This window comes from Pseudomonas sp. (assembly GCF_050739995.1).
GTDB lineage: Bacteria > Pseudomonadota > Gammaproteobacteria > Pseudomonadales > Pseudomonadaceae > Aquipseudomonas.
On sequence record NZ_JBOICG010000385.1, the window covers coordinates 1 to 23,695 of the forward strand.

Here is a 23,695-nt window from a genome sequence, read left to right on the forward strand (position 1 = left end):
GCGTATAGGGGGCCGCCACCGGCAGGCCGAGCTTGTAGCGCAGCACCTCGAAGGTCAGGTTGGCGCTGGCCGGGGCCTGGCGCCAGGTGGACAGGCCGACGTCGCGATTGTCGTAGCGGATCACCCGGAAGCCCTGCTGACACAGGGCAACCACCACTTCATCCGGCCAGTGGATCAACTGACCACCCAGGCCCATCACCAACAGCAACGCCGGGTCGGACGCACGACCGATACTCTGGTAGGCGATGCTCACCTTTTCCAGGTCGACCGTTTGGGTCGGGACATTGACATCACATCGAGAAGCCGCAAAAGACGGCAGGCCGAACAACAGAGCGGCCAATAGAAAAAACACGCGCATGAAAAACACCGAAACGCAGAACCCCAGTAGAGCGCGAGTCTGATGAAGTTTGTTCAAGCGCGCTGCCACAGTTTCGTGACAGTTTGATGAAGAGTGCCCAGCGGTCATGGTAGACCTGCTTATCGACAAGCCTCTGCAACATGAGACAAACTCACGCCATTCCGATTCGCCACAAATTATCTTCATGGAGAGCCCGTGCTCGAAATCCGCCATCTCAAGACCCTGCACGCCCTGCGCGAAGCCGACAGCCTGGTGGAAGCCGCCGAGCGCCTGCACCTGACGCAGTCGGCGCTGTCCCACCAGTTCAAGGAGCTGGAGGAACGCCTGGGCATGCCGCTGTTCGTGCGCAAGACCAAGCCGCTGCGCTTCACCAGCGCCGGCCTGCGCCTGCTGCAACTGGCCGACGCCACCCTGCCCTTGCTGCGCGGTGCCGAGCGTGACATTGCCCGCCTGGCCGGGGGCACCGCCGGGCGCTTGCATATGGCGATCGAGTGCCACAGCTGCTTCCAGTGGCTGATGCCGACCATCGACCAATTCCGCGATGCCTGGCCGGAAGTCGAGCTGGACCTGGCCTCGGGCTTCGCCTTCGCCCCGCTGCCGGCCCTGGCCCGTGGCGATCTGGACCTGGTGGTGACTTCAGATCCGCTGGAGCTACCAGGCATCACCTATGTTCCGCTGTTCACCTACGAAGCCATGCTGGCGGTGGCCAACCAACATACACTGGCGAACAAGTCGTACATCGTGCCGGAAGACCTGCTCAGCGAAACCCTGATCACCTACCCCGTGGAACGCGACCGCCTGGACATCTTCACCCGTTTCCTCGAACCCGCCGACATCGAACCGGCCCAGGTACGCACCTCGGAACTGACGGTGATGATGATGCAATTGGTGGCCAGCGGCCGGGGCGTCTGCGGCATGCCCCACTGGGCGTTGCATGAGTACAGCTCGCGGGGGTACGTGAAGGCCAAGCGCCTGGGCGAGAAAGGCTTGTTTGCGACGCTGTATGCAGGGATTCGTGCCGACATGCTGGACGCGCCGTATATGCGCGACTTTTTGCTGACAGCCAAGGACACGTCGTTTTCCACACTGGATGGGGTCAGCGCGGTTCGCTGAGCAACACACAGTAAAACCGTGGGATATCACTGGCCTTTCAGTTCACGCCACATGTGGATTTTGTCGAAATACTCGATGCCCACCCGCACCGCCAACGGTTCCAGGCCGTATTGGATAAACCCGCACCGCTGGTACAACGCAAAGGCGGCATCGTTACCGGCGGTGACGGTCAATTGAATCACTTTGAGACCGGGCTGGCGGCGTGCTTCATCGAGCGCCGCTTCCACCAGTTGGCGGCCAAGCCCTTTCTGCTGGTGCGCTTCGGTCACGTACATGCCGAACAAGGTCACTTTGTGCCGAGCCTTCTCACGGTGCTCAAAGGCCAGGCCGACAATCCCGGCCAGTTCGTCGCCGTCGAACCCACCCAGCAGCCGATCCAACGGGCTGTCCACACGCTTTTCCCACCAGCTCAATGGCATCGCTGCACGCTCGGCCACGCTGGACGTGAACGCCTGCGGATAAGCGCCGTATGCCTCAAGCATCAAGGCGCGATACGCCTCGGCGTCGCCGGCCCCCAGCGTGCGGATGATCATGCCGTCAGCGATTCGCGATAAAACGGCAGGATCAGGTCGCGAGTCAATGGCGCCAAGTGCAGGCCGCCGTCGCCCATGGGATCGATCCAACGCACTTCCTCGATTTCCGCCGCCGGCATCACGGCCACATCGATATGCACCTGGAACAGCTCGGCGTGCACGGTGAAGCCCGGCTCGTTGGCGGCCGGAGCCGAGAAGTTGCCGAGGTAAATAGCCTGGCTGGGGTCGATGCGCAGATTGAGTTCTTCGTGCAGCTCGCGGGCCAGGGCTTCGGCAGGTTGCTCACCGGCGTCGATTTTGCCGCCCGGTTGCATGAACGCCTGGGTGCCGCGCTTGCGCACCAGCAAGGTCTGGCCATCGCGACCGATCAGGAGGGCGGCGGCAATACGAATAGTAGAGGGCATGAACGATCTTCCTTGGCGGCAAAGGGCGCAAGGATCACATGACCCGCAGGGGCGCCGCAATCCAATGTGGGAGCTGGCTTGCCAGCTCCCACATTTAGACCGTGTTCAGTCTGCGGTCACAGCGGCGTCTTTGATAAATACGCTGTATTTCGCACCTTCCATCGCTTCGAACGCAATGAGCTTGTCCACCAATGGCAGGTTCAGCACTTTGCCGGCGTTGAGCAGCAACATGCCGTTATCGGCATTGAGATTGCGCGCCAGGACCATACCGGCTTCCAGCTCTCGGGTGGAAAGGACTTTGACGGTGGGATCGCCCAGGGTTACATCGCTGAGGAATGTGGCACAGGCTCGCACAAAATCTTCAACCAGCGCTGGATCGTACAGGCGCCCGGCGTACTTGCGGATATAGAGCAGCGCTTCGTCGCTGTTCAAATGCCGCTCAAGGATCAAGCCTTTCTGCAATTCGATGAAGTCTACCGCCAGCTTCAGCAGGCGCGAACCGAACGGAATCGCCCCTTCCTTGAGATGGTCGGGGAAGCCCGTGCCGTCCCAGCGTTCCTGATGGTGGCGAATGATCCGCGCGGCATCCTTCATCGGCTCCAGGGTCATCAACAGCGATTCACTTTGCGCCGGGTACTCGCGATACAACGCGCGGTCGGTGCTGTGTAGCTTGTCCGACGGAGCAATCATCATACTGTCGCTCCAGCTCAGCTTGCCGATGTTGTACAGCGCGGCGGCCATGGTCAGGTCGCGGGTACTGGCTTCATCCATGGTCTGGGTAGCGCAGTACACCCGGATCAGTTCGATCAAGGCTCGATTGGTCTGCTTGTCCTTGGGCAGGCGCAAGTTGGCCAGCAGCGAGAACACTTCAGTGCCGGTCACATAGCTGCGCTTGAGCTCGTCGTAAGCCAGGTCGAGCATGTCGGCAGTCTGTTGCAACTCGGAAGTACGCGCCGCCACCCGTTTTTCCAGTGTGCTGTTGAGCACCTTGAGCTGCTCGTTCTGCTCGCGGGTCAGGCGTTCCAGGCGCTGATGTTCGAGGGATTGGCTCAGGACCAACTGCAACTCGTCATCATTCCAGGGTTTGCTGATGTAGCGGTGAATCTGGCCTTCGTTGATCGCCTTGATGATCGTTGTCACGTCCGCATACCCCGTCAGCAGGATGCGGCTGGTGGCGGGGTACAAACGGTGTACCTCGGCCAAGAGTTGCGCACCGTCCATTCCGGGCATACGCGCATCGCTCATTACCAGGTCGACGGACCGGGTTGCCAGGATGTCCAGGGCCTGGGCGCCGCTACCGGCCAGTAACACTTCATAGGGCTGGGTGCGCAACAAGCGGCGCAGGCTGTTGAGGATCGATTCTTCGTCGTCAACCAGCAGAATGGCGGGCTTCGTAGCGAGTTGTTCATCCATGGAGACTCTGCCTTCAAATCAAACAAAGTTGAGCTAAATTGAACCCTTATGTCGTACCTGGCTCCTTCGCTTGTAGGCAAGGCCGACATACGTTGCAGGTTATCTTGAAGGAACCGGGTTGATTTGACGCCAATTGGCCGTCGATATCAAGGGAGCTCGGCTATGCTGTCACTACAGGTTCACGCCCCGCTCAGCGAGGGAACCAGGGAAGGAAACCTTATGCCATCGAGCCTTTTACTGCTGCGGAGCGCGCCATGAACCCAGACTCCGGACGGGCTAACCGCCGCATTCTGATCGTCGATGACACCGCCTCGATCCACGAAGACTTTCGCAAGATCCTGTGCGCCGAGACACACGACGAACAGTCCCTGGACAGCCTCGAGGAAACCTTGTTTGGCTCGCCCGCGCCAGTACGCCAGGCCTTTGTGCTGGACTCGGCCTATCAAGGTCAGGAAGCCCTTGAGCTGGTGAACAAAGCCCTGGCGCGACAATCCCCCTACGCCATGGTGTTTATCGACATGCGCATGCCGCCAGGCTGGGATGGCCTGCAAACCATCGAACAGCTGTGGAATGTCGATCCCAACCTGCAGATCGCCTTGTGCACCGCCTATTCCGACTACTCCTTCGAGGCCATCGAAGCGCGGTTGAAGTACAACGACCAACTGCTGATCCTGAAAAAGCCCTTCGACCACCTGGAAATCCGCCAGATGGCCAGCGCCCTTACCTGGAAGTGGCAACTGGCCCAGGACGTCGCGCTTAAAGTGATCGACCTGGAGCGTACCGTCGAAGAACGCGTCCAGGAATTGCTCAAGGTTTCGCACCTGTTGCAATACGACGCCCTTACCCATTTGCCCAATAGCACACTGTTGGGTGACCGCCTGACCCAGGCGATTGCCCTGGGCCGACGCCACGAGAGCCAGCTGGCGGTCATCTTTATTGGCCTGGACCGTTTCAAACGCGTCAACAACGCCCTGGGCTATCCGGTGGGCGATGAGGTGCTGCAGTTGACCAGTCAAAGCCTGGTGGAGGCCGTGCGGGAATCGGATTCAGTGTTTCGTTATGGCTCCGACGAGTTCGTGATCCTGCTCAACGATATCCAGCATCCTCAACAAACCCAGCATATCGCGCAAAAACTGCTCAATGCCGTCGGCGTGACTCGCCATGTGGCCGGGCATGACCTGAGTGTCACCGCCAGCCTGGGTATCAGCATTTACCCCAATGACAGCGGCAGTGCGGTGGAGTTGATCAAGCACGCTGAAACCGCCATGCACAACAGCAAGGAGCAGGGGCCGAACGACTTCAGCTTTTACACTGAAGACATGAACCTGCGTGCACAGCACCAACAGGGCTTGGAAAGCGCGATCCGCCAGGCACTGGAACGGGATGAGTTTGTGCTGCACTACCAGCCGAAACTGGATTTGGCCTCAGGCAAGATCGTGGGTGCGGAAGCCTTGATACGTTGGTTTCAGCCCCGCTCAGGCTGGGTCAGCCCTGCCGAGTTCATCCCGGTGGCCGAAGACAGCGGGCTGATTGTGCCCCTGACTCAATGGGTGCTGCGTCACGCCTGCGAACAGGCCCAAGCCTGGCATGTGATGGGGCTGAGCCCGTTGTGCATATCCGTGAACATTTCGTCGATCGACTTCCGCCAGCGCGACTTTGTCGACAACCTGGCCAATATCCTAAAACAGACCGGGCTAGCGCCGACTCAACTGGAACTGGAAATCACCGAAAGTGTGTTGATGCAGAACGTCGACGCCACCGTGATCACCCTGAACCGGATCAAAGCCATGGGGGTGCGCCTGGCCCTGGATGACTTCGGCACCGGTTACTCCAGCCTCAGCTACCTGCGACGTTTTCCCATCGATGTGCTGAAGATCGACCAGTCATTCATTCGCGGCCTGAGTGTGAACAGCCAGGATGCGCAATTGATCAGCGCAATCATCGGGATGGGTAAAAGCCTGGATTTGAACATTATTGCGGAAGGGGTAGAGTCGCTCGATCAACTGAAGTTTCTGCAGGCTGAACTGTGTGAGGAAGGCCAAGGCTTCCTGTTCAGCAAGGCAGTGCCCCCGAAGGATTTCGCACTGTTGCTACAGGCCGGTCAAACCAGCCTGATGCCCGATCATTAGTCGACTGCAAGGAGTGCTCGCTTGAGCGAAGTGTCAACTTACGGGCTCATCGTTGCCATGTGGCTAGGCCTGGGTTTGCCGCTGATGGCCGCGCCCCTGGACGAAGCGCTCAAACCACTGCCGCCGGTGCCCACCCTGGCCCCCGCCAAAGTCGAGTTGGGTCGCCAACTGTTCAACGAGCCGCGCCTGTCGGTGAATAACACGTTGTCCTGCGCCAGTTGCCATCGACTGGAAACCGGAGGGGCCGATGATAAAGCGTTCTCCTTGGGCTTCGATGGCAAGCCGGTCGCCATCAATACCCCGAGCGTGTTCAACGCCAGCCTGAACTTCAAACAGTTCTGGAATGGCCGGGTAGACACCCTCGAAGCCCAGGTCGAACAAGTGGTCATCAGCCCGGTGGAAATGGGCAGCGATTGGAAAACCGTGGTGCAGAACCTGGCGGCCATGCCCGCCTACCAATCTGCATTCACCCAGGCCTATCCTGATGGAATCACCGCCGCCAACGTGCAAAACGCCCTGGCCACTTATGAACGCACACTGCTCACGCCCAACTCGCGGTTCGATCAATATTTGCTGGGCAACACCGACATACTGACGATCCAGGAAAAATACGGCTACCAGCGCTTCAAGGATTACGGCTGCATCGCCTGCCATCAGGGGGTGAATATCGGCGGCAATATGTTCCAGAAATTCGGAGTGATGGGCGATTACTTCAAGGCTCGCGGCAACCCGGTCGAAGCGGACCTGGGCCGCTACCTGGTGACCAAGGATGAAGAGGACCGCCATGTGTTCAAGGTACCCAGCCTACGCAACGTGGCGATCACTGCACCGTATTTCCATGACGCTTCGGCCAAGACCCTGGAGGAAGCGGTGGATGTCATGTTCAAGTACCAACTGGGGCGCACCCCTTCCCAGGAAGACAAAGATCTGATCATCCAGTTTCTCAAGACCCTGACCGGCCAATGGGCGGGTAAGCCGCTATGACCCTGTCTCGCCGCCATACCAGTACGCTGTTGCTCGCTCTGATAACCCTGTTGCTGGCCTCGACCCTGGTTTTTCTATACCTCAAGTCTGCCCGTGACCAGACAGCCACTTATACCCAGTCGCGGGACTTGATCCGGCAACTGCAACAACTCAATGCGCAGTGGGACAGTGAGGTGCTCAAGGCCAGGATTGCCATTACCCGCAACTACGACCCGCTGGTCTCACCGTTGCTGGAAATGACCACGTTATGGGCCGACCTGAAAAGCCGTGGTTCTTACCACGAGTCTACCGACCTGCCTCGCTGGCAAGCCAGCCAGCAGGCGTACGAGGACGCCATCCAGGAAAAAGCCCGCCTGGTAGACCAGTTCAAATCCCACAACGCGGTGCTGCGCAACTCCCTGGCCTTCCTGCCGACTGCCGAGGACGACATCCAGGCCCAATTCAACCGCGTGGACGATGAAGGCAAGCTGCACTTGCAAAGCGTGGCCACCGACACCTACGACCTGCTGCTCAGCAGCCTGGAGTTCGCCCAGGTCACCAGCGATGATCGCGCGGCCGATATTCTGGTGGGCCTGGGCAAACTGGCGATCAACAAGGAAAACCTGCCCAGTGAATTTCAGGCGCCCGTCGACATCCTGAGCAATCATATTTCGCTGATCTTGCGCGAGCAGCCGGCGGTCAACAGCTTGCTTGAACGCATTGCCGCCGTCCCCGTGTCCGAACGCCTTGACGACTTGACCACCCATCTCAACCAGGACCAGCAAACGGCCGACTTGGTGGATCATCAGTACCATCGCTACCTGCTGATCTTCTCGACCCTGCTAGTGGTGCTGCTGCTCTACCTGGCGGTGCGTCTGTTACGCAGTTTCGCCGAGATCAACCGGGTCAACCGTGCCTTGCAGGCGGCCAACGAAACCCTGGAACAGCGCGTGGAACGGCGCACCCAACAGCTCAAGGATGCCCAGAGCGAACTGATGGACAGCGCTCGCCAGGCCGGCATGGCCGAGATCGCCACCAACGTGTTGCACAACGTCGGCAACGTGCTCAACAGCGTTAATATTTCCGCCGACCTAGTCACCCGCAAGCTGCGCAGCAGCAAGGCGCTGGGCCTGGGCAAGGCCATGCAACTGATCAACGAGCATCGTGATGACCTGGGCACCTTCCTCACCGAGGATGAAAAAGGCAAGTTGCTGCCTGGTTACTTGAACCAGTTAGTGGACGCCATTGCCGTGGAACAGCAAGGCATGACTGAAGAGCTGGGGCAGTTGAGCAAAAGTGTCGACCACATCAAGGACATCGTTGCCACCCAGCAATCCTATGCCGGCGCCTCAAGCCTGCTGGAGCCGGTCGACATCAGTGCCTTGATGGAAGATGCCTTGCGCATGAATGCTGGCGCCCTCAGCCGTCATCACGTCACGGTGGTCAAGGAATACGCGCGGGTGCCGCAAGTGCTGGGGGATAAACACCGGCTGCTGCTGATCATGGTCAACCTGATCAGCAACGCCAAGTACGCCATGTCCAACCTCAGCGATCGGCCACGGCAGATGACCCTCACGGTGCAACCGCAGGGTGAGGATATGTTGGAGATCAGCGTCAAGGATGACGGCGAAGGCATACCGGCGGAAAACATGACGCGCATCTTCACCCATGGTTTCACCACGCGTAAGGAAGGCCACGGTTTCGGCCTGCACAGTTGCGCCCTGGCCGCCGTAGAAATGCATGGACAGCTCAGTGCCCACAGTGACGGGCCAGGCAAAGGCGCGGTCTTCACCTTGAAAATCCCTTTCACTCCTGCCGGAACGCCCGCATGAACCAGCCTCCCAACCGGCGCATCCTGTTAGTCGATGACACGCCGTCGATTCACGACGACTTCCGCAAAATCCTGATGCCCGCCGTCGAATCCAACCAGGCGCTGGATGAGATGGAGTCGGCACTGTTTGGCGACACAAGCAAGCCCCAGGCCCAGGCCCAGGCGTTCGAACTGCATTCAGCGTATGGCGGAGAGGAAGGCCTCGGGTTGCTGACATCCGCCATGGCAGCCAAACAACCTTACGCCCTGGCCTTTGTCGACATGCGTATGCCCCAGGGTTGGGACGGGGCGAAGACTATCGAAGAGCTCTGGAAAGTTGCCCCCGACCTGCAAGTGGTGGTGTGTACGGCGTATTCGGATTACGCGTGGGAGACGCTGCTGGATCGCTTGCACGGCCATGACCGCTTGCTGATCCTGAAAAAACCCTTCGACAATATCGAAGTCCAGCAAATGGCCCATACCTTGGCCAACAAATGGGACATGGCCCGTCGTGCTTCGCTGCAAACCTCTCACTTGGAACAATTGGTGGAACAACGCACTCAGGCGCTGCAGGTGGAAATCGCTGAGCGCAAGCTGCTGGAAAGCCAACTGGTGCAGTCGGAGAAACTCGCGTCGCTGGGGCAGCTCGCGGCCGGTGTGGCCCATGAGATCAACAACCCGGTGGGGTTTATTTCGTCCAACCTCGGCACCCTGGATAGCTACTTCAATCAACTGCAACGGATGCTCGACGCCTATCATGAGGCCGAAAACAACCTCACGCCGGGTGAGCCTCTAGACCGACTCAGGGCATTGCGGGCTGAGCTGGAGCTGGACTATCTCAAGGAAGACATTCCCATCCTGATCCAGGAATCCAAGGAGGGCATTGGCCGTGTGGTACAGATCGTCAAAGACCTGAAGAACTTTTCCCGGGTGGATAACGACCAGACCTGGCAACTCGCCAACCTGCAACAGGGCATAGACTCCACGCTGAACATCGTCGCCAGTGAACTCAAGCACAAGGCCGACGTGGTCAAGCATTACGCGCCATTGCCGGACATCGAATGCCTGGTCTCGCAGCTCAATCAGGTGGTGATGAACCTGGTCATCAACGCGGCGCAAGCCATGGGCCCGGAGCGTGGCACGATCACCATCAGCAATGGGGTGGAAGGCGAAAACGTATGGCTGGAAGTGGCGGATAACGGTTGCGGGATTGCCCCGGAAACCGTGCAGAAGATTTTCGATCCATTCTTCACCACCAAGCCGGTGGGCGAAGGCACAGGGTTGGGGCTGTCATTGTCCTACGGCATCGTCAAGAAACACCGCGGCGACATTTCTGTCAGCAGTGAAGTGGGCAAAGGTACGAAGTTTCGGGTAGTCCTGCCGATCCGGCAAACGGCGGCGTGAGACACGCCGCCGAATCCTGCTCAGGCTTCAGCTTTTTTCGGGCTCGATCCGAACGAAGCGAAACGCTTGTTGAACCCGGCAATCCGGCCTTCGGACTGGGTCTTGCGCTGTTGGCCGGTGTAGATCGGGTGCGAGGCGCTGGACACATCCAACGGGATGTATGGGTAGGTGTTGCCATCGCTGTAGGTATGGGTGCGATCGCTATCGGCGGTGGAGCCGATCAGAAAGAACACATCGGCGGCGGTGTCGTGGAACAGCACGGTGCGGTAGTCGGGATGGATACCAGCTTTCATAAGGCCTCCGGGGCGTTTGGGTGCATTAAACATGTTATACAGTAACACAAATCATGCATCCAAACGAGAACCGATTGCAATAAGAATAGGCAGCCAGCGTCTATGCGGCTTCCTGGAAGTCCATCTCCGGTGGCTGCTGCGAGAAGCCACGGGTAAGCACGCCGAGGTAAACCAGGCCAATCGCCAACCACACCACGCCGAGGTAAATTGCTAGGTGATCGAGGCTGACCATCAGCCACAGATCCGCCAACAAGCCGATGGCCGGGAATACCAGGAACAGGATCAGTTCACGCAGGCCACGCTGTTTGGCGCCAACCCAGTAGTGAAAGATCACCGACAGATTGACCAGGCTGAATGCCAGGAATGCCCCGAAGTTGATAAACGAAGTGGAAGTCGTCACGTCGAGCTTGAGCGCCAGCAAGGCCACCACTGCACACAACAGGATGCTGTTGACCGGCGTGCCGAAGCGCCCATGCAAGGTGCCGAAGAACGACTTGGGCAACACGCCGTCGCGGCCCATGGCAAACAACAAGCGCGAACCGCTGGCCTGGGCCGACAGCCCCGAGGCGAATTGGCCGACGATCAGGCCGATCAGGAAAATCGACACGAACAGATCGCCGCCCACATTGCGGGCAATCTCGTAGGCCGCTGAATCCACGTCGGTAAACGCGAACGACGGATGAGCGACCTGCACGAAGTACGACACACCGACGAAGATCAGCCCGCCGATCAAGGTGATCAACATGATCGCCCGGGGAATAGTGCGGCGTGGGTCGCGGGTTTCTTCCGTCAAGGTGCTGACCGCATCAAAGCCCAAGAACGAATAACAAGCGATGGCCGCACCGCCCATGATCAACGGCATTTGCATCTGGCCGTTGAAGAACGGGGCGATAGTCCAGAGTGGCTGGCTCGCGTCGCCGCCCAGGTAATGGATGCACAGCGCGACGAAAGCAATCAACACCAGGAACTGCACCAGCATCAGCAATGCGTTGATGCCGTTGGCCAGTCTCAGGCCAATGATATTGATCGCCGTGGTGATGCCGATAAACGCCAGCACCCAGATCCACTGCGGCACGGCCGGGAATGCCGAATGCAGGTACGCCGCGCCGATCAACCAGATAGCCATGGGCAAGAACAGATAGTCGAGCAACACCGCCCAGCCAGCGATAAAACCCAGCTTGGGGCTGATTGCCTTGCGCACATAACTGTAGGCCGAACCCGCCACCGGAAATGCTGAGGCCATGCGCCCGTAACTCATGGCGGTAAAGAACATCGCCACCAGGGCGGCCAAGTATGCGGCTGGGACCATACCGGCGGTAGACTGCGCCAGGATGCCGAAGGTGCCGAGTACAATGATAGGCGTCATGTAGGCAATGCCGAACAGCACCACCGCCCCTAACGACAGGGTGCGTTGCAAACGAGCCATGAGTGATTCTCCGCTGATTTATTAGATTTATGGCAGAACTGAAATGGGGTGCTGCAGGTGTCTTGTTTTTATCTCTGGTGCGAGCTTTGTAGTGAGCGAGTTTGCCCCGCTCACTACAAAAACCGGTGTGACATCAGGATTCAGGGATCAGTAGCTCCCGCGTCCCGTCAGTGCGCTCAATCACCTCCCCCGGCAATTTCAAGCGCTGGTCGTCCAGGTAGCGGTAGTCCTTGCGAGCCGCCTCCAGTTGCTCGAGATCCAGCTCGACCGTGAATTGCCCGGCCTCGCGCCCGGCTTCGAACAGCAAGGTGCCGAACGGGTCCACAAGGGCGCTCCCCCCCGCGAACAACAGGCCGCCATCACCCTCTTCCACCCGGTTGACCATCAGTGCAAACGCCTGGTTTTCCTGGGCGCGGGCCATGATCGCGGTACGGTGCGTGGGGCCGTAAGGGTCCATGTTGCCGTTGGTGACGATCAGTAATTGAGCCCCCAACTGCGCCAGGGCACGGGCGGTTTCCGGGAACTCGATGTCATAGCAGATCAGCAGGCCGACACGCAGTCCCTTCCACAGTGCGGTGGCATAGCGATCACCCGGGATGAACACGCCGCGCTCCAAGGGCCACAGGTGAGTCTTGCGATAGCGCAGGGCGATGCCTTCGGGCGTGATCAGCAAGGTAGTGTTGTAGAATTGGCCACCATTGTTTTCAGCCATGCCGATCACCACCGCAACATCGCGAGCGCGGGCCGCCTCGATGACAGCCTGCACGGTACGACCGTCCAAGGGTTCGGCAACCTCGGCGACGGTCTCGAGAGTCGGGAACCCCATCAGGTAGGTTTCCGGGAAGACGATCAGTTGCGTATCCACGTCGCTTGCAGCGATTGCCGCCAAGGCGCGCTCAAGGTTGTAAGCTGTACCGTTATCACGGCCTGCCAGTTGGGCGAATTCGACCTTCATGGGGATTTCCTTGTTCTTTATCTGTGCCGCAGTATGCGCAGCCACAACCGGCCAGGGAATTACGCGGCCGAGGTAACCCTATAGGGGTAGATCAATGACCATGTCGCTGGAAGACATCGCCTGGCACCGTTCGGTGGGGCAAATGATAGATGCCCTGGACCAGGCCAATTTCTGGACACAGCTCGTCCGTTTGCTGGGCCAATACGTGCCCTTCGATAGCTGGGTCGTGTTGCTGTTCAGCAACGAGCATCGCCCGCTGGTGTTCGCCGAATGCCCAGGCGCCAACGGCACGCCGGACCACCTGTTCCAGGACTACCTCAACGGCCTGTACCTGCTCGACCCCTTCTACATCGCCAGCCGCGAACACTCGCGCACTGGCCTGTTTCGCCTGGCCGACGTAGCACCGGAACATTTCGAACTCACCGAGTACTACCAGCGCTACTTCCGCCTGAATGTGGTGGCCGATGAAATCCAGTTCAATTGCCAACTGCCGGATGGGCGTACCCTGTGCGTGTCCCTGGGCTCGAAGCAGCCTTATGATCCGCAGCAAATAGCCTTGCTGTCGCTGATCCAGCCTTGGGTATCAAGCCTGCTGCGCCAACGCTTGCCCTATGAACTCAACCAAGTCACCACGCCACAGCCGTCCGTCCAGAACGACGAATGGGGTGCACAACTTACCGCTCGCGAGCTGGATGTAGGCCGTTTGATGCTTAGCGGTTGCTCAAGCAAGGAAATCGCTCGTAAGCTGGAAATCTCAGTTGAAACCGTGAAAGTCCATAAGAAACACATGTACAGCAAGCTGGGGATCAAATCCCAGTCGGAGCTGTTCTCGATCTTTCTACAGGCGCAAAACGCCTAGCCGATGAGTCCGAACCCAAGGAACCCCGTATGAGCCTGTCGTTATTAAGCCGTTACGCCTTCTTTGCCGTGTGCGTCATTTTCACCCTTGCCAGCCTCCCCTTTATCGAACACGAATGGTTGTGGCCGATTACCATCATCACTGGCGTGTTGAGCCTGATCGGCATTTTCGACCTGATACAAACTCCCCACGCCGTACGCCGTAACTACCCGATCCTGGGCAATATCCGTTACCTCGTGGAGACTATCCGACCGGAGATCCGCCAGTACCTGCTGGAGTCCGACAGCGACGCCCTGCCCTTCTCCCGGGCACAGCGATCGCTGGTCTATTCGCGCGCCAAGAACGAAACCGCCGACAAACCTTTCGGCACCTTGATCGACGTGTACCAATCGGGCTTCGAATTCATCGGCCACTCCATGCGCCCCGCGCCGTTGAGCGACCCCAGCGCGTTCCGTGTGATGGTCGGTGGCCCGCAGTGCAAGCAACCGTACTCGGCGTCGGTGTTCAACATCTCGGCGATGAGCTTCGGCTCCCTTAGCGCCAACGCGATCCGTGCCCTCAATCAAGGCGCCAAGCTCGGCAACTTCGCCCATGACACCGGTGAAGGCAGCATCAGCCCCTATCACCGTGAAAACGGCGGCGACCTGACCTGGGAATTGGGCAGCGGCTACTTCGGCTGCCGCACCAGTGACGGCCATTTCGACCCGGAACGCTTCGCTGCACAGGCGCAAAATCCACAAGTGCGCATGATCGAAATCAAGATGAGCCAGGGTGCCAAACCCGGCCATGGCGGGATCTTGCCCAAGCACAAGGTCACCAAGGAAATCGCCGAGACACGCGGCATCATGATGGGCGAAGACTGCATCTCGCCGTCACGCCACAGCGCATTTTCCACCCCCATCGAAATGATGCACTTCATCGCCCAACTGCGTGAGCTGTCCGGTGGTAAACCAGTGGGCTTCAAGTTTTGCCTGGGCCATCCGTGGGAATTCATGGGCATCGCCAAGGCCATGCTCGAGACCGGCATCCTCCCGGACTTTATCGTGGTCGACGGCAAGGAAGGCGGCACCGGCGCCGCACCGGTGGAGTTCACCGACCATATCGGCGTGCCGTTGCGTGAAGGCCTGTTATTCGTGCACAACACCCTGGTGGGCTTGAACCTGCGCGACAAGATCAAGCTCGGCGCCAGCGGCAAAATCGTCAGCGCGTTCGACATCGCCAGCGTCTTGGCCATCGGCGCCGACTGGGCCAACTCGGCGCGGGGCTTCATGTTTGCCATTGGCTGCATTCAGTCCCAGTCGTGCCACACCAACAAATGCCCGACCGGCGTCGCCACTCAAGACCCCTTGCGCCAACGTGCGCTAGTCGTGCCGGACAAGGCCCAGCGCGTGTTCAACTTCCATCGCAGCACGCTCAAGGCACTGGCGGAGATGCTCGCTGCAGCAGGGCTGGATCATCCATCGCAGCTGTCGGCCAAGCATTTGGTGCGACGCATGTCGGCGACCGAAATCAAGCTATTCTCGCAGCTGCATGTGTTCCTCAAGCCCGGCGAGTTGTTGACCGGAGAGGTGAGCGGCGAGTTTTATTCGCGCATGTGGCAGATGGCGCGCGCAGACAGCTTCGAACCCAATGAAGTCGTGGCCGCGTAAAGGATCGATACCGTGTTGAAAGTCATCGCAGAAGATTTCATCAAACCTGAACACCTGGATGCTGTGCGCCCGTGGTACGCCGAGCTAGTGGAAAAAACTCGCCAGGAACCGCTATGCATCGCCTACGATTTGTTTGTCGATCAAAAAGACCCGGGGCACTTTATCTTCGTCGAGCAATGGCCCGACCAGGCAGCGCTTGATACGCACTGCCAGACCGAACACTTCACTCGGCTGGTGCCACAGATCAATGCGTATCAGGCCAAGCCGTGCAAAGTGCTGCTGATGGATGCGTTCTAACCAACCCTTTTCCCGCTGAACCGGACCACCGACGGCATCGTTGAAACAAGGAGATTCACATGCCGTTACTGGATTTCGCGGCGATTGCCAAGCAATTGCCTGACAGCTGGAAATCAACGCGCCTGGGCCAGGTTGGCCCGGCGCGGATCAAGGTACTGCGCATGGATGAGCAGGCCTATGAGGAAGAGACCCATGACTACAACGAAGGGCTGTTTGTGGTCAGCGGTCATCTGCAACTGAGCGTCGACGACCAGGAAATCCGCGTGGATGCCGGCCAGATGTACCTTGTGCAAGCCGGCACCGCCCACAGTGTGCTCGCCGGCAGCCATGGCACTTTGGTGATCATTGATGTCTAGAGACATTCAGTAATACCCAGCCTTTGCAATTGCTTACAAATACCGCCAACCTGCGCCCGCCCGACGTGCGGCGTACGACAACACGCGCATTCGCCTGTCTTTACTAAACCTTTTGTTCAAGAGCCCGCTGCCATGCTGAACGGACGCGACCCACGCATCGATTTTTTCCGGGGCCTGGCGTTGATCTTCATTTTCTGGGATCACGTCCCCCACAACCCGCTCGGCCAGATCACCCTGCGAAACTTCGGCTTCAGCGATGCGGCAGAGGTCTTTGTATTCCTCGCCGGTTACGCCGCCGTCTTGGCCTACGGCAAGATCCTGCAACGTGATGGCTATTGGATTGCCTCCCTGAAAATCCTGCGCCGCACCTGGGTGCTGTACGTTGTGCACATCTTCCTGCTGGCGATGCTGATGGGCATCGTGTTCTTCGCCAACAGCCATGTGGAAACCCGTGACCTCGTCGAAGAGATGGGCCTGACGCATTTCGTCACCCACCCGCAACAGGCACTTACCGATGAGTTGCTGCTGCGCTTCAAACCCAACCTGATGGACCCATTGCCGCTGTATATCGTATTACTTGCAGGGTTACCGCTGGTGCTGCCGCTGATGCTGCGCAGGACAGGGCTGGTGGTGGGCATCTCTGCCACGGTGTACCTGTTGGCGCCGTGGATGGGTTGGAACCTGCGGGCGATTGCCGATGGCGTGTGGTATTTCAACCCGGTGACCTGGCAATTCCTGTTCGTGCTGGGAGGCGCCGCGGCGATTTACAGCGGACAAGAACGGCCAATCGAAAGGCGGCCTCTGCGCCACCAGCCGATGTTTGTCGTGGCTGCGATTTATGCCGTGATGGCCGGAGTGCTGACCCTGTCCTGGCGCTGGCCAGAGATCCACGATGCACTGATGCCAACCCTGCTCAGCGATCTGATCTACCCCATCAGCAAGACGGACCTATCACCGGTGCGCCTGCTGCACTTCCTCGCCCTGGCCTACGTCACCGCCAAGCTGCTGCCCGGCCGAGGCTGGACCGAAAACCGGCTGGCACAACCGGTCTGCCGTATGGGGCGTTATTCGCTGGAGGTGTTTTGCCTGGGCGTTGTACTCGCGCCGTTGGCCGATATGGTCAATGCCCTGGCCGGGGATGCCTTGGCGATGCAGCTGCTGACCGCCATGGCCGGCGCTGCATTGATGGTGATGCTTGCGGTGTGGCTAGAGTTCAACAAGCGACTGGATCAGTCGCTCAAATCGACCGCTGGAGGAAGGCCCGCTGTGCGCAGCGAGCCCTCCCGCGCGTCAGGCTGAATGCACTGACGCAGAGCTAGCGTCATTCGGCTGCAGCTTGAACACGTAGAACAACACCGTCAGCAGTACCAGGAATGCCGGCCCTACATAAAGCGCCACGCGGGTGTCCGGGAAATACGCCATCAGGCCCACCACCAGTACCAGGAACGCCAGCGCCAGGTACGAGCTGATCGGGTACAACCACATGCGGTATTTGAGCCCTGCCTGCTCGGCGGGGCTCAGACCTTTGCGGAACTTGAGCTGGGCCAGCAGGATCATCAACCAGGTCCAGATCGCGCCGAAGGTGGCGATGGAAGTCACCCACACAAAGACTTTTTCCGGCACCAGGTAGTTGAGCAACACGCCCAGCAGCAAGGCGAAGATCGACAGCAACAGCGCCTTGCGCGGCACACCATTGCTGGAGGTCGTGCCGAAAGTCGCCGGAGCCTGGCCGTTCTGCGCCAGGCTGTAGAGCATGCGCCCGGTACTGAAGATGCCACCGTTGCACGACGACAGCGCCGCCGTGATCACCACGAAGTTGATGATACCCGCTGCGGTCTTGATGCCGAGGCGCTCGAACGTCATCACGAACGGGCTGCCCTGTGTGCCGATTTCATTCCACGGGTAGATCGACAGAATCACGAACAACGCACCGACGTAGAACAGCAGGATGCGCCAGAACACCGAGCCGATGGCGCTGGGGATGGTCTTCTGCGGATTCTTCGCTTCACCGGCGGTCAGGCCGATCATTTCCACACCCAAGTAGGCAAACATCACCATTTGCAGGGACATCAGCACACCCTGCACGCCGTTAGGCATGAAGCCACCGTGTGCCCACAGGTTGGAAATCCCCAGGGCCACGCCGTCGTTGCCGAAACCGAACGCGATAATGCCGACACCGCCGATGACCATCGCAATGATCGTGACGATCTTGATCAGGGCGAACCAGAACTCGAATTCACCGAACGCCTTGACCGCGATCAGGTTGATGGTGCCCATGCTGATCAGGGCGGCCAAGGCCCAGATCCACCGTGGTGTATCCGGGAACCACACGCCCATGTACACCGCCACCGCAGTGATCTCCGCGACACAGGTCACCAGCCACAGGAACCAGTAGTTCCAGCCGGTGAGAAAGCCCGCCAGCGGGCCGAGGTAGTCTTGGGCATAGCGGCTGAAGGAGCCGGCCACCGGGTTGTGCACGGCCATTTCGCCGAGGGCGCGCATGATCACCAGGATCGCCAGGCCGCCAATGATGTAGGAGAGCATGATGGCGGGGCCGGCCATTTCAATGGCCTTGGCCGAACCGAGGAACAGGCCGACACCGATGCAGGCGCCAAGGGCCATGAGGCGAATGTGCCGTTCACCGAGTTCGCGCTTGAGCGGGCCGCCTTGAGCGGTCTCGCCATGGGGCAGTGGGTTGCCAACTGGCATAGGGGTACAACCTCATCTTGTTATTGGATTGTCCGTCGAGTCTCCAGGGTGCAAGCCGATAGGCCTGCGCCCGTGCCGAGACCGGAGCCGTCTCATGGACGGGCCCTTCTTGCCGGGCAAGATCAGCGGGGCGTGCAGTATAAAAAGCCAGGGTCAGGCTCATTCACTATAAAAGCGGGCCAATTTAGTGGAAGTACCCGTCAAAATGCAATTTAACAGGTGCATATAACCTACAACGGGCGACAAAACGCCGCGGTGCGCACCGTACGCCGTAGCCACAAGAAGATTCCGACATGCAGAACATATTTTCCTCACAACCCTTCACTCGGCGACTACGCTTCAAGCAAGTCCGATCAATCTGCGTGAATGGATCAATCGACTATGGGCGTACTGTGGCAAACCGAATCGACCAAGGCTGCGCGACTACAAGGCAGTTCGGACCCAGCGCCTTTACCCGAAAATAAACCCAGGCCCTGCCATTGGCACCGACTGTTCTGGTTGATCATGCTGATGGCATTGATCGCCCTGGGTTTTGCCACCCACAAAGAAATGCGCACCTCGCGCCTGCAGGCCCAGGAACTCAGCCGCCTGGCCCGTGACCTCACTTACCAGGTAAAGCCCGACGCCAGCGACGCCATGGTCTACCCTGGCGCGGGCCCGTTTGACCGACGCCTGGGCTACAGCGACCTCGGCACGTTTTTGCCACGCCTGCTCAAGCGCGGTTATGTGATTCAGGCCCAGTCACGTTTCTCGCCAGCATTGATGGACTACAGCGCCAAGGGCCTGTTCGTGCCCTACTCGGAAAAGATCCAGGCCGGGCTGTCCATCACCGATTGCCGCGCCGTACCGCTGTACCAATACAACTACCCACAACAGCTGTACGACAGTTTCGCGTCAATCCCGCCGTTGGTGATCAACAGCCTGTTGTTTATCGAAAACCGCGACCTGCTTGACCCCAACCAGCCCCAAGCCAACCCCGCCGTGGACTGGCCACGCTTTGCCAAGGCCGCGTGGTCACAAGTCGCCAAACTGCTGCACCTGCCCGGCCAAAGTGCCGGTGGCAGCACCCTCGCGACCCAGTTGGAAAAATACCGCCACTCGCCGGACGGCCTGACGGTGTCAGGTGGCGAAAAATTGCGGCAGATGTTTTCCGCCGCCGTGCGTGCCTACCACGATGGCCCCGAGACCCTGGCGGCACGCAAGAATATCCTGCGCGATTACCTCAATAGCGTGCCTCTGTCGGCAGTCCCCGGGCATGGTGAAGTGCATGGCATGGCCGAGGGTTTGCGGGTGTGGTACGGCGCCGACTTCAACCAAGTCAACCAAGCCTTGCGCGGCCCCGTGAATGCGCAGCAAGGCCTGGCGTTGCGTCAGGTGCTGTCGTTGATCATCGCGCAGCGTCGCCCCTCCCATTACCTCGCCAAAGGGCGGGACGAACTCGCCGACCTGACCGACAGCCATTTACGCCTACTGGCCCAGAATGGCGTGATCGGACCTGACTTGCTGAAGGTCGCCCTGGCGAGCAAGGTCACTTACCGCGACTGGGCCCAACAACCCACGCTTCAACCGATCGAAACCAATAAAGGCATCAGTGTGGCCCGCAGTCGTTTGGCGACATTACTTGACCGGCCGCTGTACGACCTCGACCGCCTGGACCTGTCCGCCACCACGACCCTGCAAGCGCAGTTGCAGGGCCAAGTCAGCGACTACCTCAAGCACCTCGCCGACCCCGACTACGCCCGTCAACTCGGCCTGCTCGGTGAGCGCCTGCTGACCCCCGCCAGTACCGCACAAGTACGCTACAGCTTCACCCTGTTCGAGTTGACGCCAGATGGTTCACGCGTGCGTGTGCAAACCGACAACACCGACCAGCCTTTCGATATCAACGAAGGCAGCAAACTGGAACTGGGCTCCACCGCCAAGCTGCGGGTGCTCACCACCTACCTGCAGATCATCACCGAGCTGCATGACAAATACGCCGCCAAAGCGCCGGCCGAACTGAAAAAAGTCGCGGTGGATGACCAGGACCGCCTCAGCCGCTGGGCCCTCGACTACTTGATCCAGGCCCCAGATAAATCGCTGCCGAAAATGCTCGATGCAGCGCTCGACCGCACCTATTCGGCCAGCCCCGCCGAGAGCTTTTTCACCGGTGGCGGCCTGCATCATTTCCATAACTTCCGCAGCCAGGACAACGGCCGCAGCCCCAGCTTGCGTGATGCCTTGCGTGAGTCGATCAACCTGCCCTTCATTCGCCTGATGCGTGATGTGGTGCGCTACGTTACCTACTCCGGCGAAAACAACAGTGCCGAGTTGCTCAAGGACGACAACGACCCGCGCCGCCAGGAATACCTGGCTGGTTTTGCTGACCGTGAAGGCACTACGTTCCTGCGCAAGTTCTGGAAGAAGTATCAGAAGAAAGACACCCAGGCTCGTCTCGACACCTTCCTCGACAGCCTGCGCCCCACGCCCATCCGCCTGGCCGCCGTACATCGGTACCTGTTACCCAATGCCAGCCAGGCGAGCTTCAACCTGTTTGTGCGCGCACACATGACCGGCGTCAAATCCACGATCAAGCTCACCGACGAACGCCTGGAAAAACTCTATAAGGACTACGGCCCCGGCACCTACGACCTGCCCGACCAGGGTTACATCGCCAAGGTTCACCCGCTGGATCTTTGGTTACTGGGCTATCTGCTCAACCACCCCGACGCGACCTTCAGCGAGGTAGTCAAGGCCAGCCAGTTCGAACGCCAGGAGGTCTACAGCTGGCTGTTCAAGAGCCGCCATCAAAGCGCCCGTGACAGCCGCATCCGCACCATGCTGGAGATCGAGGCGTTCCTGGATATTCATCAACGCTGGCAGGCGGTGGGCTACCCCTTCGACCATCTGGTGCCATCCCTGGCCACCGCTATCGGCAGCTCCGGCGACCGACCCGCCGCCTTGGCGGAGTTGATGGGGATCATCCTCAACGACGGCGTACGGCCGCGAGTGCTACGTATCGACACCCTGCACTTTGCCGCTGATACGCCGTACGAAACCAAAGTCGTCAATGACCCTACACCCGGCAAGCAAGTGATACCGCTAGAGGTGGCCCGAGCGTTGCGCAGCGCGCTGTCCCAGGTGGTGGACGCCGGTACCGCCAAACGCGTGGCCGGCAGTTTCAAACTGGCCGACGGTACACCGCTGGCCATGGGCGGCAAGACCGGCACCGGGGATAACCGCATCGAAGCCATCGGCGCCGGCGGGCGGATTCTCAGCTCCAAGTCGATCAACCGTACCGCCACCTTTGTGTTCTACCTGGGCGAGCATCACTTCGGTACGCTCACCGCGTTTGTGCCTGGCCAATCCGCCGAGCACTTCACCTTCACCTCGGCATTGCCGGTGCAAGTGCTCAAGGGCATGGCGCCGATCCTGATGCCGTACTTGCAACCTGGGACGTCAACCCTCTGCCTGCCAACCGCATCGCGTTGATGTGAGTCGAAGATCCACCTCAAACGGCATCGTTATCGCATTTCAATAAGGCGTCTGGATAAAACCAAGACGCCACTCGGGTTCATTCAAACGTATCTGCCGTGAAAGGCCGTGGGTTGACGACCGTCGGTCAGACAGGCTTGCCGACTTGTTAAGATATATCTTACGTTATATCTAAACCAACATCGGAGAACCCGACCATGAGAGACCATCCTCATACCCGCGACGGCTTCGACCCTCGCCCCGGCCGTGAACGCGGCGGACGCGGCCCCCGCGTCTTTGCGCCCGGCGATTTGAAGCTGCTGTTGCCCGCGTTGATCGCCGAACAACCCTGCCATGGCTATGACCTGATCCGTCAGATCGAAGGTCTTTTCGACGGGGCCTACACCCCAAGCCCCGGCGTGATCTACCCCACGCTGACCTTTCTGGAAGAAAGCGACTTGATCACCGGCGATGCCGAGGCGGGAAAAAAGCGCTACACAATCACCGACGCCGGTCGTCTCTTCTTAAGCGAACAGGCGGTTGCACTGGAAGGCGTGCGCATGCGCATTGACGTCAGCAAGCGCTCATTGCGCGGCCAGGACCGGCCACCGGAAATCCACGAGGCAGTGCACAACCTGCGCCATGCCTTGCATTCGCACCACGGGCGCTGGAGCCCGGAAGAAATCGTTCGTGTCGCGGCGCTGCTCAATCGCACCGCTCAATCCATCGCCGACGGGAAAGACCAATGAATACACAAGTCATCCACCGCGTGACCCACGAAATAAAACGCCGCCGCCTGGAAGTGCTGCGGGTCGTCGACATTACCCCGCGCATGCGTCGCATTACCCTGGGTGGTCCGGAGCTGGCAGGGTTTGTCAGCCTGGGCAGCGACGACCATATCAAGCTGCTGTTCCCACAGAACGCCGCCGAACAGGCCGCGCTGGAAAGCCCGACGTTCAGCATCAAGGGCGACGGCCCGCAACCGGCCATGCGCGACTACACGCCACGCCGTTTCGATTTGAGCATCGGCGAGTTGGACATCGACTTCGTACTGCACGGCGATGGCCCTGCATCGACCTGGGCCGATCAGGTGCAGGTCGGCCAGCACCTTTACATCGGTGGGCCACGGGGCTCGATGATCGTGCCGGATATCTTCGACAGCTACCTGCTGATCGGCGATGAAACCGCCCTGCCCGCCATCGCACGACGCTTGGAAGAGTTACCGGCAGGGCGCACGGTACTGGCGGTGATTGAGATCGCCAACGCGGCAGAGCAGCAGGCGCTGAAAAGCGCCGCCAGTGTGGAAGTGATCTGGGTGATCCGCGGCCAGGATGACCTGCTGGAGACCGTTCGGGCACTGACGCTGCCGAGTGGTTCGCTGTATAGCTTTGTGGCGACTGAAACCAAATTGTCGCGCCAGGTGCGTCGTGTGTTGCTGGACACGCACCAGGTCAACGAGGAGTTCCTCAAGGCCGTGGGTTACTGGCGGGCCGATGGCAGCGACGAAGAATAAAGCCTGACTCGGTAAAAACTGTGGGAGCGGGCTTGCTCGCGAAAGCGGTGGATCAGTC

The 23,695-nt window shown here is 59.5% G+C and carries 21 protein-coding genes; 13 read left to right on the top strand and 8 right to left on the bottom strand.

Annotation, left to right across the window (positions count from 1 at the left end):
• A partial coding sequence (locus tag ACRESD_RS12790; protein ID WP_431751246.1) for an alpha/beta fold hydrolase occupies positions 1-358 on the bottom strand: 358 nt, incomplete at its 3' end.
• Positions 359-553: 195 nt separating this feature from the next.
• On the opposite strand from ACRESD_RS12790, the gene metR reads away from it, so the two are divergent.
• On the top strand, positions 554-1,471 hold the full coding sequence (gene metR, locus ACRESD_RS12795) for a transcriptional regulator MetR (protein WP_431751227.1): 918 nt from the start codon (positions 554-556) through the stop codon (positions 1,469-1,471).
• 26 nt (positions 1,472-1,497) lie between these two features.
• Here metR and ACRESD_RS12800 read toward each other — a convergent pair whose 3' ends face one another.
• The 3 genes from ACRESD_RS12800 to ACRESD_RS12810 form a co-directional block, all read right to left on the bottom strand.
• Positions 1,498-2,004 carry an N-acetyltransferase family protein gene (locus tag ACRESD_RS12800; protein ID WP_431751228.1) on the bottom strand — a complete coding sequence of 169 codons (507 nt, stop codon included), beginning with the start codon at positions 2,002-2,004 and terminating at the stop codon, positions 1,498-1,500.
• The gene (locus ACRESD_RS12805; protein WP_431751229.1) at positions 2,001-2,408 is read right to left on the bottom strand and encodes an NUDIX hydrolase; all 408 of its coding nucleotides are present in this window, start codon (positions 2,406-2,408) and stop codon (positions 2,001-2,003) included. The genes ACRESD_RS12800 and ACRESD_RS12805 overlap by 4 nt, the downstream gene beginning before the upstream one ends.
• Before the next feature lie 105 nt (positions 2,409-2,513).
• Entirely contained in the window at positions 2,514-3,821 is a 1,308-nt protein-coding gene (locus ACRESD_RS12810) for an HD domain-containing phosphohydrolase (protein ID WP_431751230.1), read from the bottom strand.
• Between the two features lie 254 nt (positions 3,822-4,075).
• On the opposite strand from ACRESD_RS12810, the gene ACRESD_RS12815 reads away from it, so the two are divergent.
• Genes ACRESD_RS12815 through ACRESD_RS12830 form a run of 4 tightly spaced genes read left to right on the top strand, consistent with a single transcriptional unit; the run spans position 4,076 to position 10,127 of the window.
• Positions 4,076-5,950: an EAL domain-containing protein gene (locus ACRESD_RS12815; protein ID WP_431751231.1), complete on the top strand. Its 1,875-nt coding sequence runs from the start codon at positions 4,076-4,078 to the stop codon at positions 5,948-5,950.
• Positions 5,951-6,007: 57 nt separating this feature from the next.
• Positions 6,008-6,934 carry a cytochrome-c peroxidase gene (locus ACRESD_RS12820; RefSeq protein WP_431751247.1) on the top strand — a complete coding sequence of 309 codons (927 nt, stop codon included), beginning with the start codon at positions 6,008-6,010 and terminating at the stop codon, positions 6,932-6,934.
• On the top strand, positions 6,931-8,745 hold the full coding sequence (locus ACRESD_RS12825; protein ID WP_431751232.1) for a DAHL domain-containing protein: 1,815 nt from the start codon (positions 6,931-6,933) through the stop codon (positions 8,743-8,745). Before ACRESD_RS12820 ends, ACRESD_RS12825 begins: the two co-directional genes overlap by 4 nt.
• Positions 8,742-10,127: an ATP-binding protein gene (locus tag ACRESD_RS12830; RefSeq protein ID WP_431751233.1), complete on the top strand. Its 1,386-nt coding sequence runs from the start codon at positions 8,742-8,744 to the stop codon at positions 10,125-10,127. The genes ACRESD_RS12825 and ACRESD_RS12830 overlap by 4 nt, the downstream gene beginning before the upstream one ends.
• Positions 10,128-10,147: 20 nt before the next feature.
• On the opposite strand, the gene ACRESD_RS12835 is transcribed toward ACRESD_RS12830, so the two are convergent.
• The 3 genes from ACRESD_RS12835 to ACRESD_RS12845 form a co-directional block, all read right to left on the bottom strand.
• Positions 10,148-10,420, bottom strand: a complete 273-nt coding sequence (locus ACRESD_RS12835) for a type B 50S ribosomal protein L31 (protein WP_431751234.1) — start codon at positions 10,418-10,420, stop codon at positions 10,148-10,150.
• Between the two features lie 100 nt (positions 10,421-10,520).
• Entirely contained in the window at positions 10,521-11,846 is a 1,326-nt protein-coding gene (locus ACRESD_RS12840) for an APC family permease (RefSeq protein ID WP_431751235.1), read from the bottom strand.
• A 133-nt stretch (positions 11,847-11,979) separates the two neighbouring features.
• A complete protein-coding gene (locus tag ACRESD_RS12845; RefSeq protein ID WP_431751236.1) occupies positions 11,980-12,801 on the bottom strand; it encodes a carbon-nitrogen hydrolase family protein in 822 nt (273 codons plus the stop codon).
• A 94-nt stretch (positions 12,802-12,895) separates the two neighbouring features.
• Here ACRESD_RS12845 and ACRESD_RS12850 point away from each other — a divergent pair, with 94 nt between their 5' ends.
• The 5 genes from ACRESD_RS12850 to ACRESD_RS12870 all read left to right on the top strand — a co-directional run bounded on the left by ACRESD_RS12850 (position 12,896) and on the right by ACRESD_RS12870 (position 17,261).
• Positions 12,896-13,660, top strand: a complete 765-nt coding sequence (locus tag ACRESD_RS12850; RefSeq protein WP_431751237.1) for a response regulator transcription factor — start codon at positions 12,896-12,898, stop codon at positions 13,658-13,660.
• A gap of 29 nt (positions 13,661-13,689) precedes the next feature.
• Positions 13,690-15,309 (top strand): FMN-binding glutamate synthase family protein, encoded by a 1,620-nt coding sequence (locus tag ACRESD_RS12855; protein ID WP_431751238.1) that lies wholly within the window; start codon positions 13,690-13,692, stop codon positions 15,307-15,309.
• A gap of 12 nt (positions 15,310-15,321) precedes the next feature.
• Positions 15,322-15,606 carry a putative quinol monooxygenase gene (locus ACRESD_RS12860; protein WP_431751239.1) on the top strand — a complete coding sequence of 95 codons (285 nt, stop codon included), beginning with the start codon at positions 15,322-15,324 and terminating at the stop codon, positions 15,604-15,606.
• Positions 15,607-15,665: 59 nt separating this feature from the next.
• Positions 15,666-15,962: a cupin domain-containing protein gene (locus tag ACRESD_RS12865; RefSeq protein ID WP_431751240.1), complete on the top strand. Its 297-nt coding sequence runs from the start codon at positions 15,666-15,668 to the stop codon at positions 15,960-15,962.
• Between the two features lie 132 nt (positions 15,963-16,094).
• On the top strand, positions 16,095-17,261 hold the full coding sequence (locus tag ACRESD_RS12870; protein ID WP_431751241.1) for an OpgC family protein: 1,167 nt from the start codon (positions 16,095-16,097) through the stop codon (positions 17,259-17,261).
• Here ACRESD_RS12870 and ACRESD_RS12875 read toward each other — a convergent pair.
• Complete coding sequence (locus ACRESD_RS12875) at positions 17,253-18,671, bottom strand: amino acid permease (RefSeq protein WP_431751242.1); 1,419 nt, start codon at positions 18,669-18,671, stop codon at positions 17,253-17,255. The two genes, ACRESD_RS12870 and ACRESD_RS12875, sit on opposite strands and share 9 nt — an antisense overlap.
• A gap of 381 nt (positions 18,672-19,052) precedes the next feature.
• Between ACRESD_RS12875 and ACRESD_RS12880 the strand changes: the two genes are divergently transcribed.
• The 3 genes from ACRESD_RS12880 (at position 19,053) to ACRESD_RS12890 (ending at position 23,637) form a co-directional block, all read left to right on the top strand.
• Positions 19,053-22,142, top strand: coding sequence for a transglycosylase domain-containing protein (locus ACRESD_RS12880; protein WP_431751243.1), 3,090 nt, complete (start codon positions 19,053-19,055; stop codon positions 22,140-22,142).
• 200 nt (positions 22,143-22,342) lie between these two features.
• Complete coding sequence (locus ACRESD_RS12885) at positions 22,343-22,873, top strand: PadR family transcriptional regulator (RefSeq protein WP_431751244.1); 531 nt, start codon at positions 22,343-22,345, stop codon at positions 22,871-22,873.
• On the top strand, positions 22,870-23,637 hold the full coding sequence (locus tag ACRESD_RS12890) for a siderophore-interacting protein (protein ID WP_431751245.1): 768 nt from the start codon (positions 22,870-22,872) through the stop codon (positions 23,635-23,637). The genes ACRESD_RS12885 and ACRESD_RS12890 overlap by 4 nt, the downstream gene beginning before the upstream one ends.
• The last annotated feature ends 58 nt before the right edge of the window (positions 23,638-23,695 follow it).

What these genes read in the sequence shown, in the direction of transcription:
- ACRESD_RS12820 (WP_431751247.1), top strand. Translation starts at nt 6,008, where the DNA reads ATGTGGCTAGGCCTGGGTTTGCCGCTGATGGCCGCGCCCCTGGACGAA.
- ACRESD_RS12840 (WP_431751235.1), bottom strand. Translation starts at nt 11,846, where the DNA reads ATGGCTCGTTTGCAACGCACCCTGTCGTTAGGGGCGGTGGTGCTGTTC.
- ACRESD_RS12890 (WP_431751245.1), top strand. Translation starts at nt 22,870, where the DNA reads ATGAATACACAAGTCATCCACCGCGTGACCCACGAAATAAAACGCCGC.
- ACRESD_RS12875 (WP_431751242.1), bottom strand. Translation starts at nt 18,671, where the DNA reads ATGCCAGTTGGCAACCCACTGCCCCATGGCGAGACCGCTCAAGGCGGC.
- ACRESD_RS12800 (WP_431751228.1), bottom strand. Translation starts at nt 2,004, where the DNA reads ATGATCATCCGCACGCTGGGGGCCGGCGACGCCGAGGCGTATCGCGCC.
- ACRESD_RS12805 (WP_431751229.1), bottom strand. Translation starts at nt 2,408, where the DNA reads ATGCCCTCTACTATTCGTATTGCCGCCGCCCTCCTGATCGGTCGCGAT.
- ACRESD_RS12835 (WP_431751234.1), bottom strand. Translation starts at nt 10,420, where the DNA reads ATGAAAGCTGGTATCCATCCCGACTACCGCACCGTGCTGTTCCACGAC.
- ACRESD_RS12855 (WP_431751238.1), top strand. Translation starts at nt 13,690, where the DNA reads ATGAGCCTGTCGTTATTAAGCCGTTACGCCTTCTTTGCCGTGTGCGTC.
- ACRESD_RS12885 (WP_431751244.1), top strand. Translation starts at nt 22,343, where the DNA reads ATGAGAGACCATCCTCATACCCGCGACGGCTTCGACCCTCGCCCCGGC.
- ACRESD_RS12870 (WP_431751241.1), top strand. Translation starts at nt 16,095, where the DNA reads ATGCTGAACGGACGCGACCCACGCATCGATTTTTTCCGGGGCCTGGCG.
- ACRESD_RS12880 (WP_431751243.1), top strand. Translation starts at nt 19,053, where the DNA reads ATGGGCGTACTGTGGCAAACCGAATCGACCAAGGCTGCGCGACTACAA.
- ACRESD_RS12825 (WP_431751232.1), top strand. Translation starts at nt 6,931, where the DNA reads ATGACCCTGTCTCGCCGCCATACCAGTACGCTGTTGCTCGCTCTGATA.
- ACRESD_RS12830 (WP_431751233.1), top strand. Translation starts at nt 8,742, where the DNA reads ATGAACCAGCCTCCCAACCGGCGCATCCTGTTAGTCGATGACACGCCG.
- ACRESD_RS12850 (WP_431751237.1), top strand. Translation starts at nt 12,896, where the DNA reads ATGACCATGTCGCTGGAAGACATCGCCTGGCACCGTTCGGTGGGGCAA.
- ACRESD_RS12845 (WP_431751236.1), bottom strand. Translation starts at nt 12,801, where the DNA reads ATGAAGGTCGAATTCGCCCAACTGGCAGGCCGTGATAACGGTACAGCT.
- ACRESD_RS12815 (WP_431751231.1), top strand. Translation starts at nt 4,076, where the DNA reads ATGAACCCAGACTCCGGACGGGCTAACCGCCGCATTCTGATCGTCGAT.
- ACRESD_RS12865 (WP_431751240.1), top strand. Translation starts at nt 15,666, where the DNA reads ATGCCGTTACTGGATTTCGCGGCGATTGCCAAGCAATTGCCTGACAGC.
- ACRESD_RS12810 (WP_431751230.1), bottom strand. Translation starts at nt 3,821, where the DNA reads ATGGATGAACAACTCGCTACGAAGCCCGCCATTCTGCTGGTTGACGAC.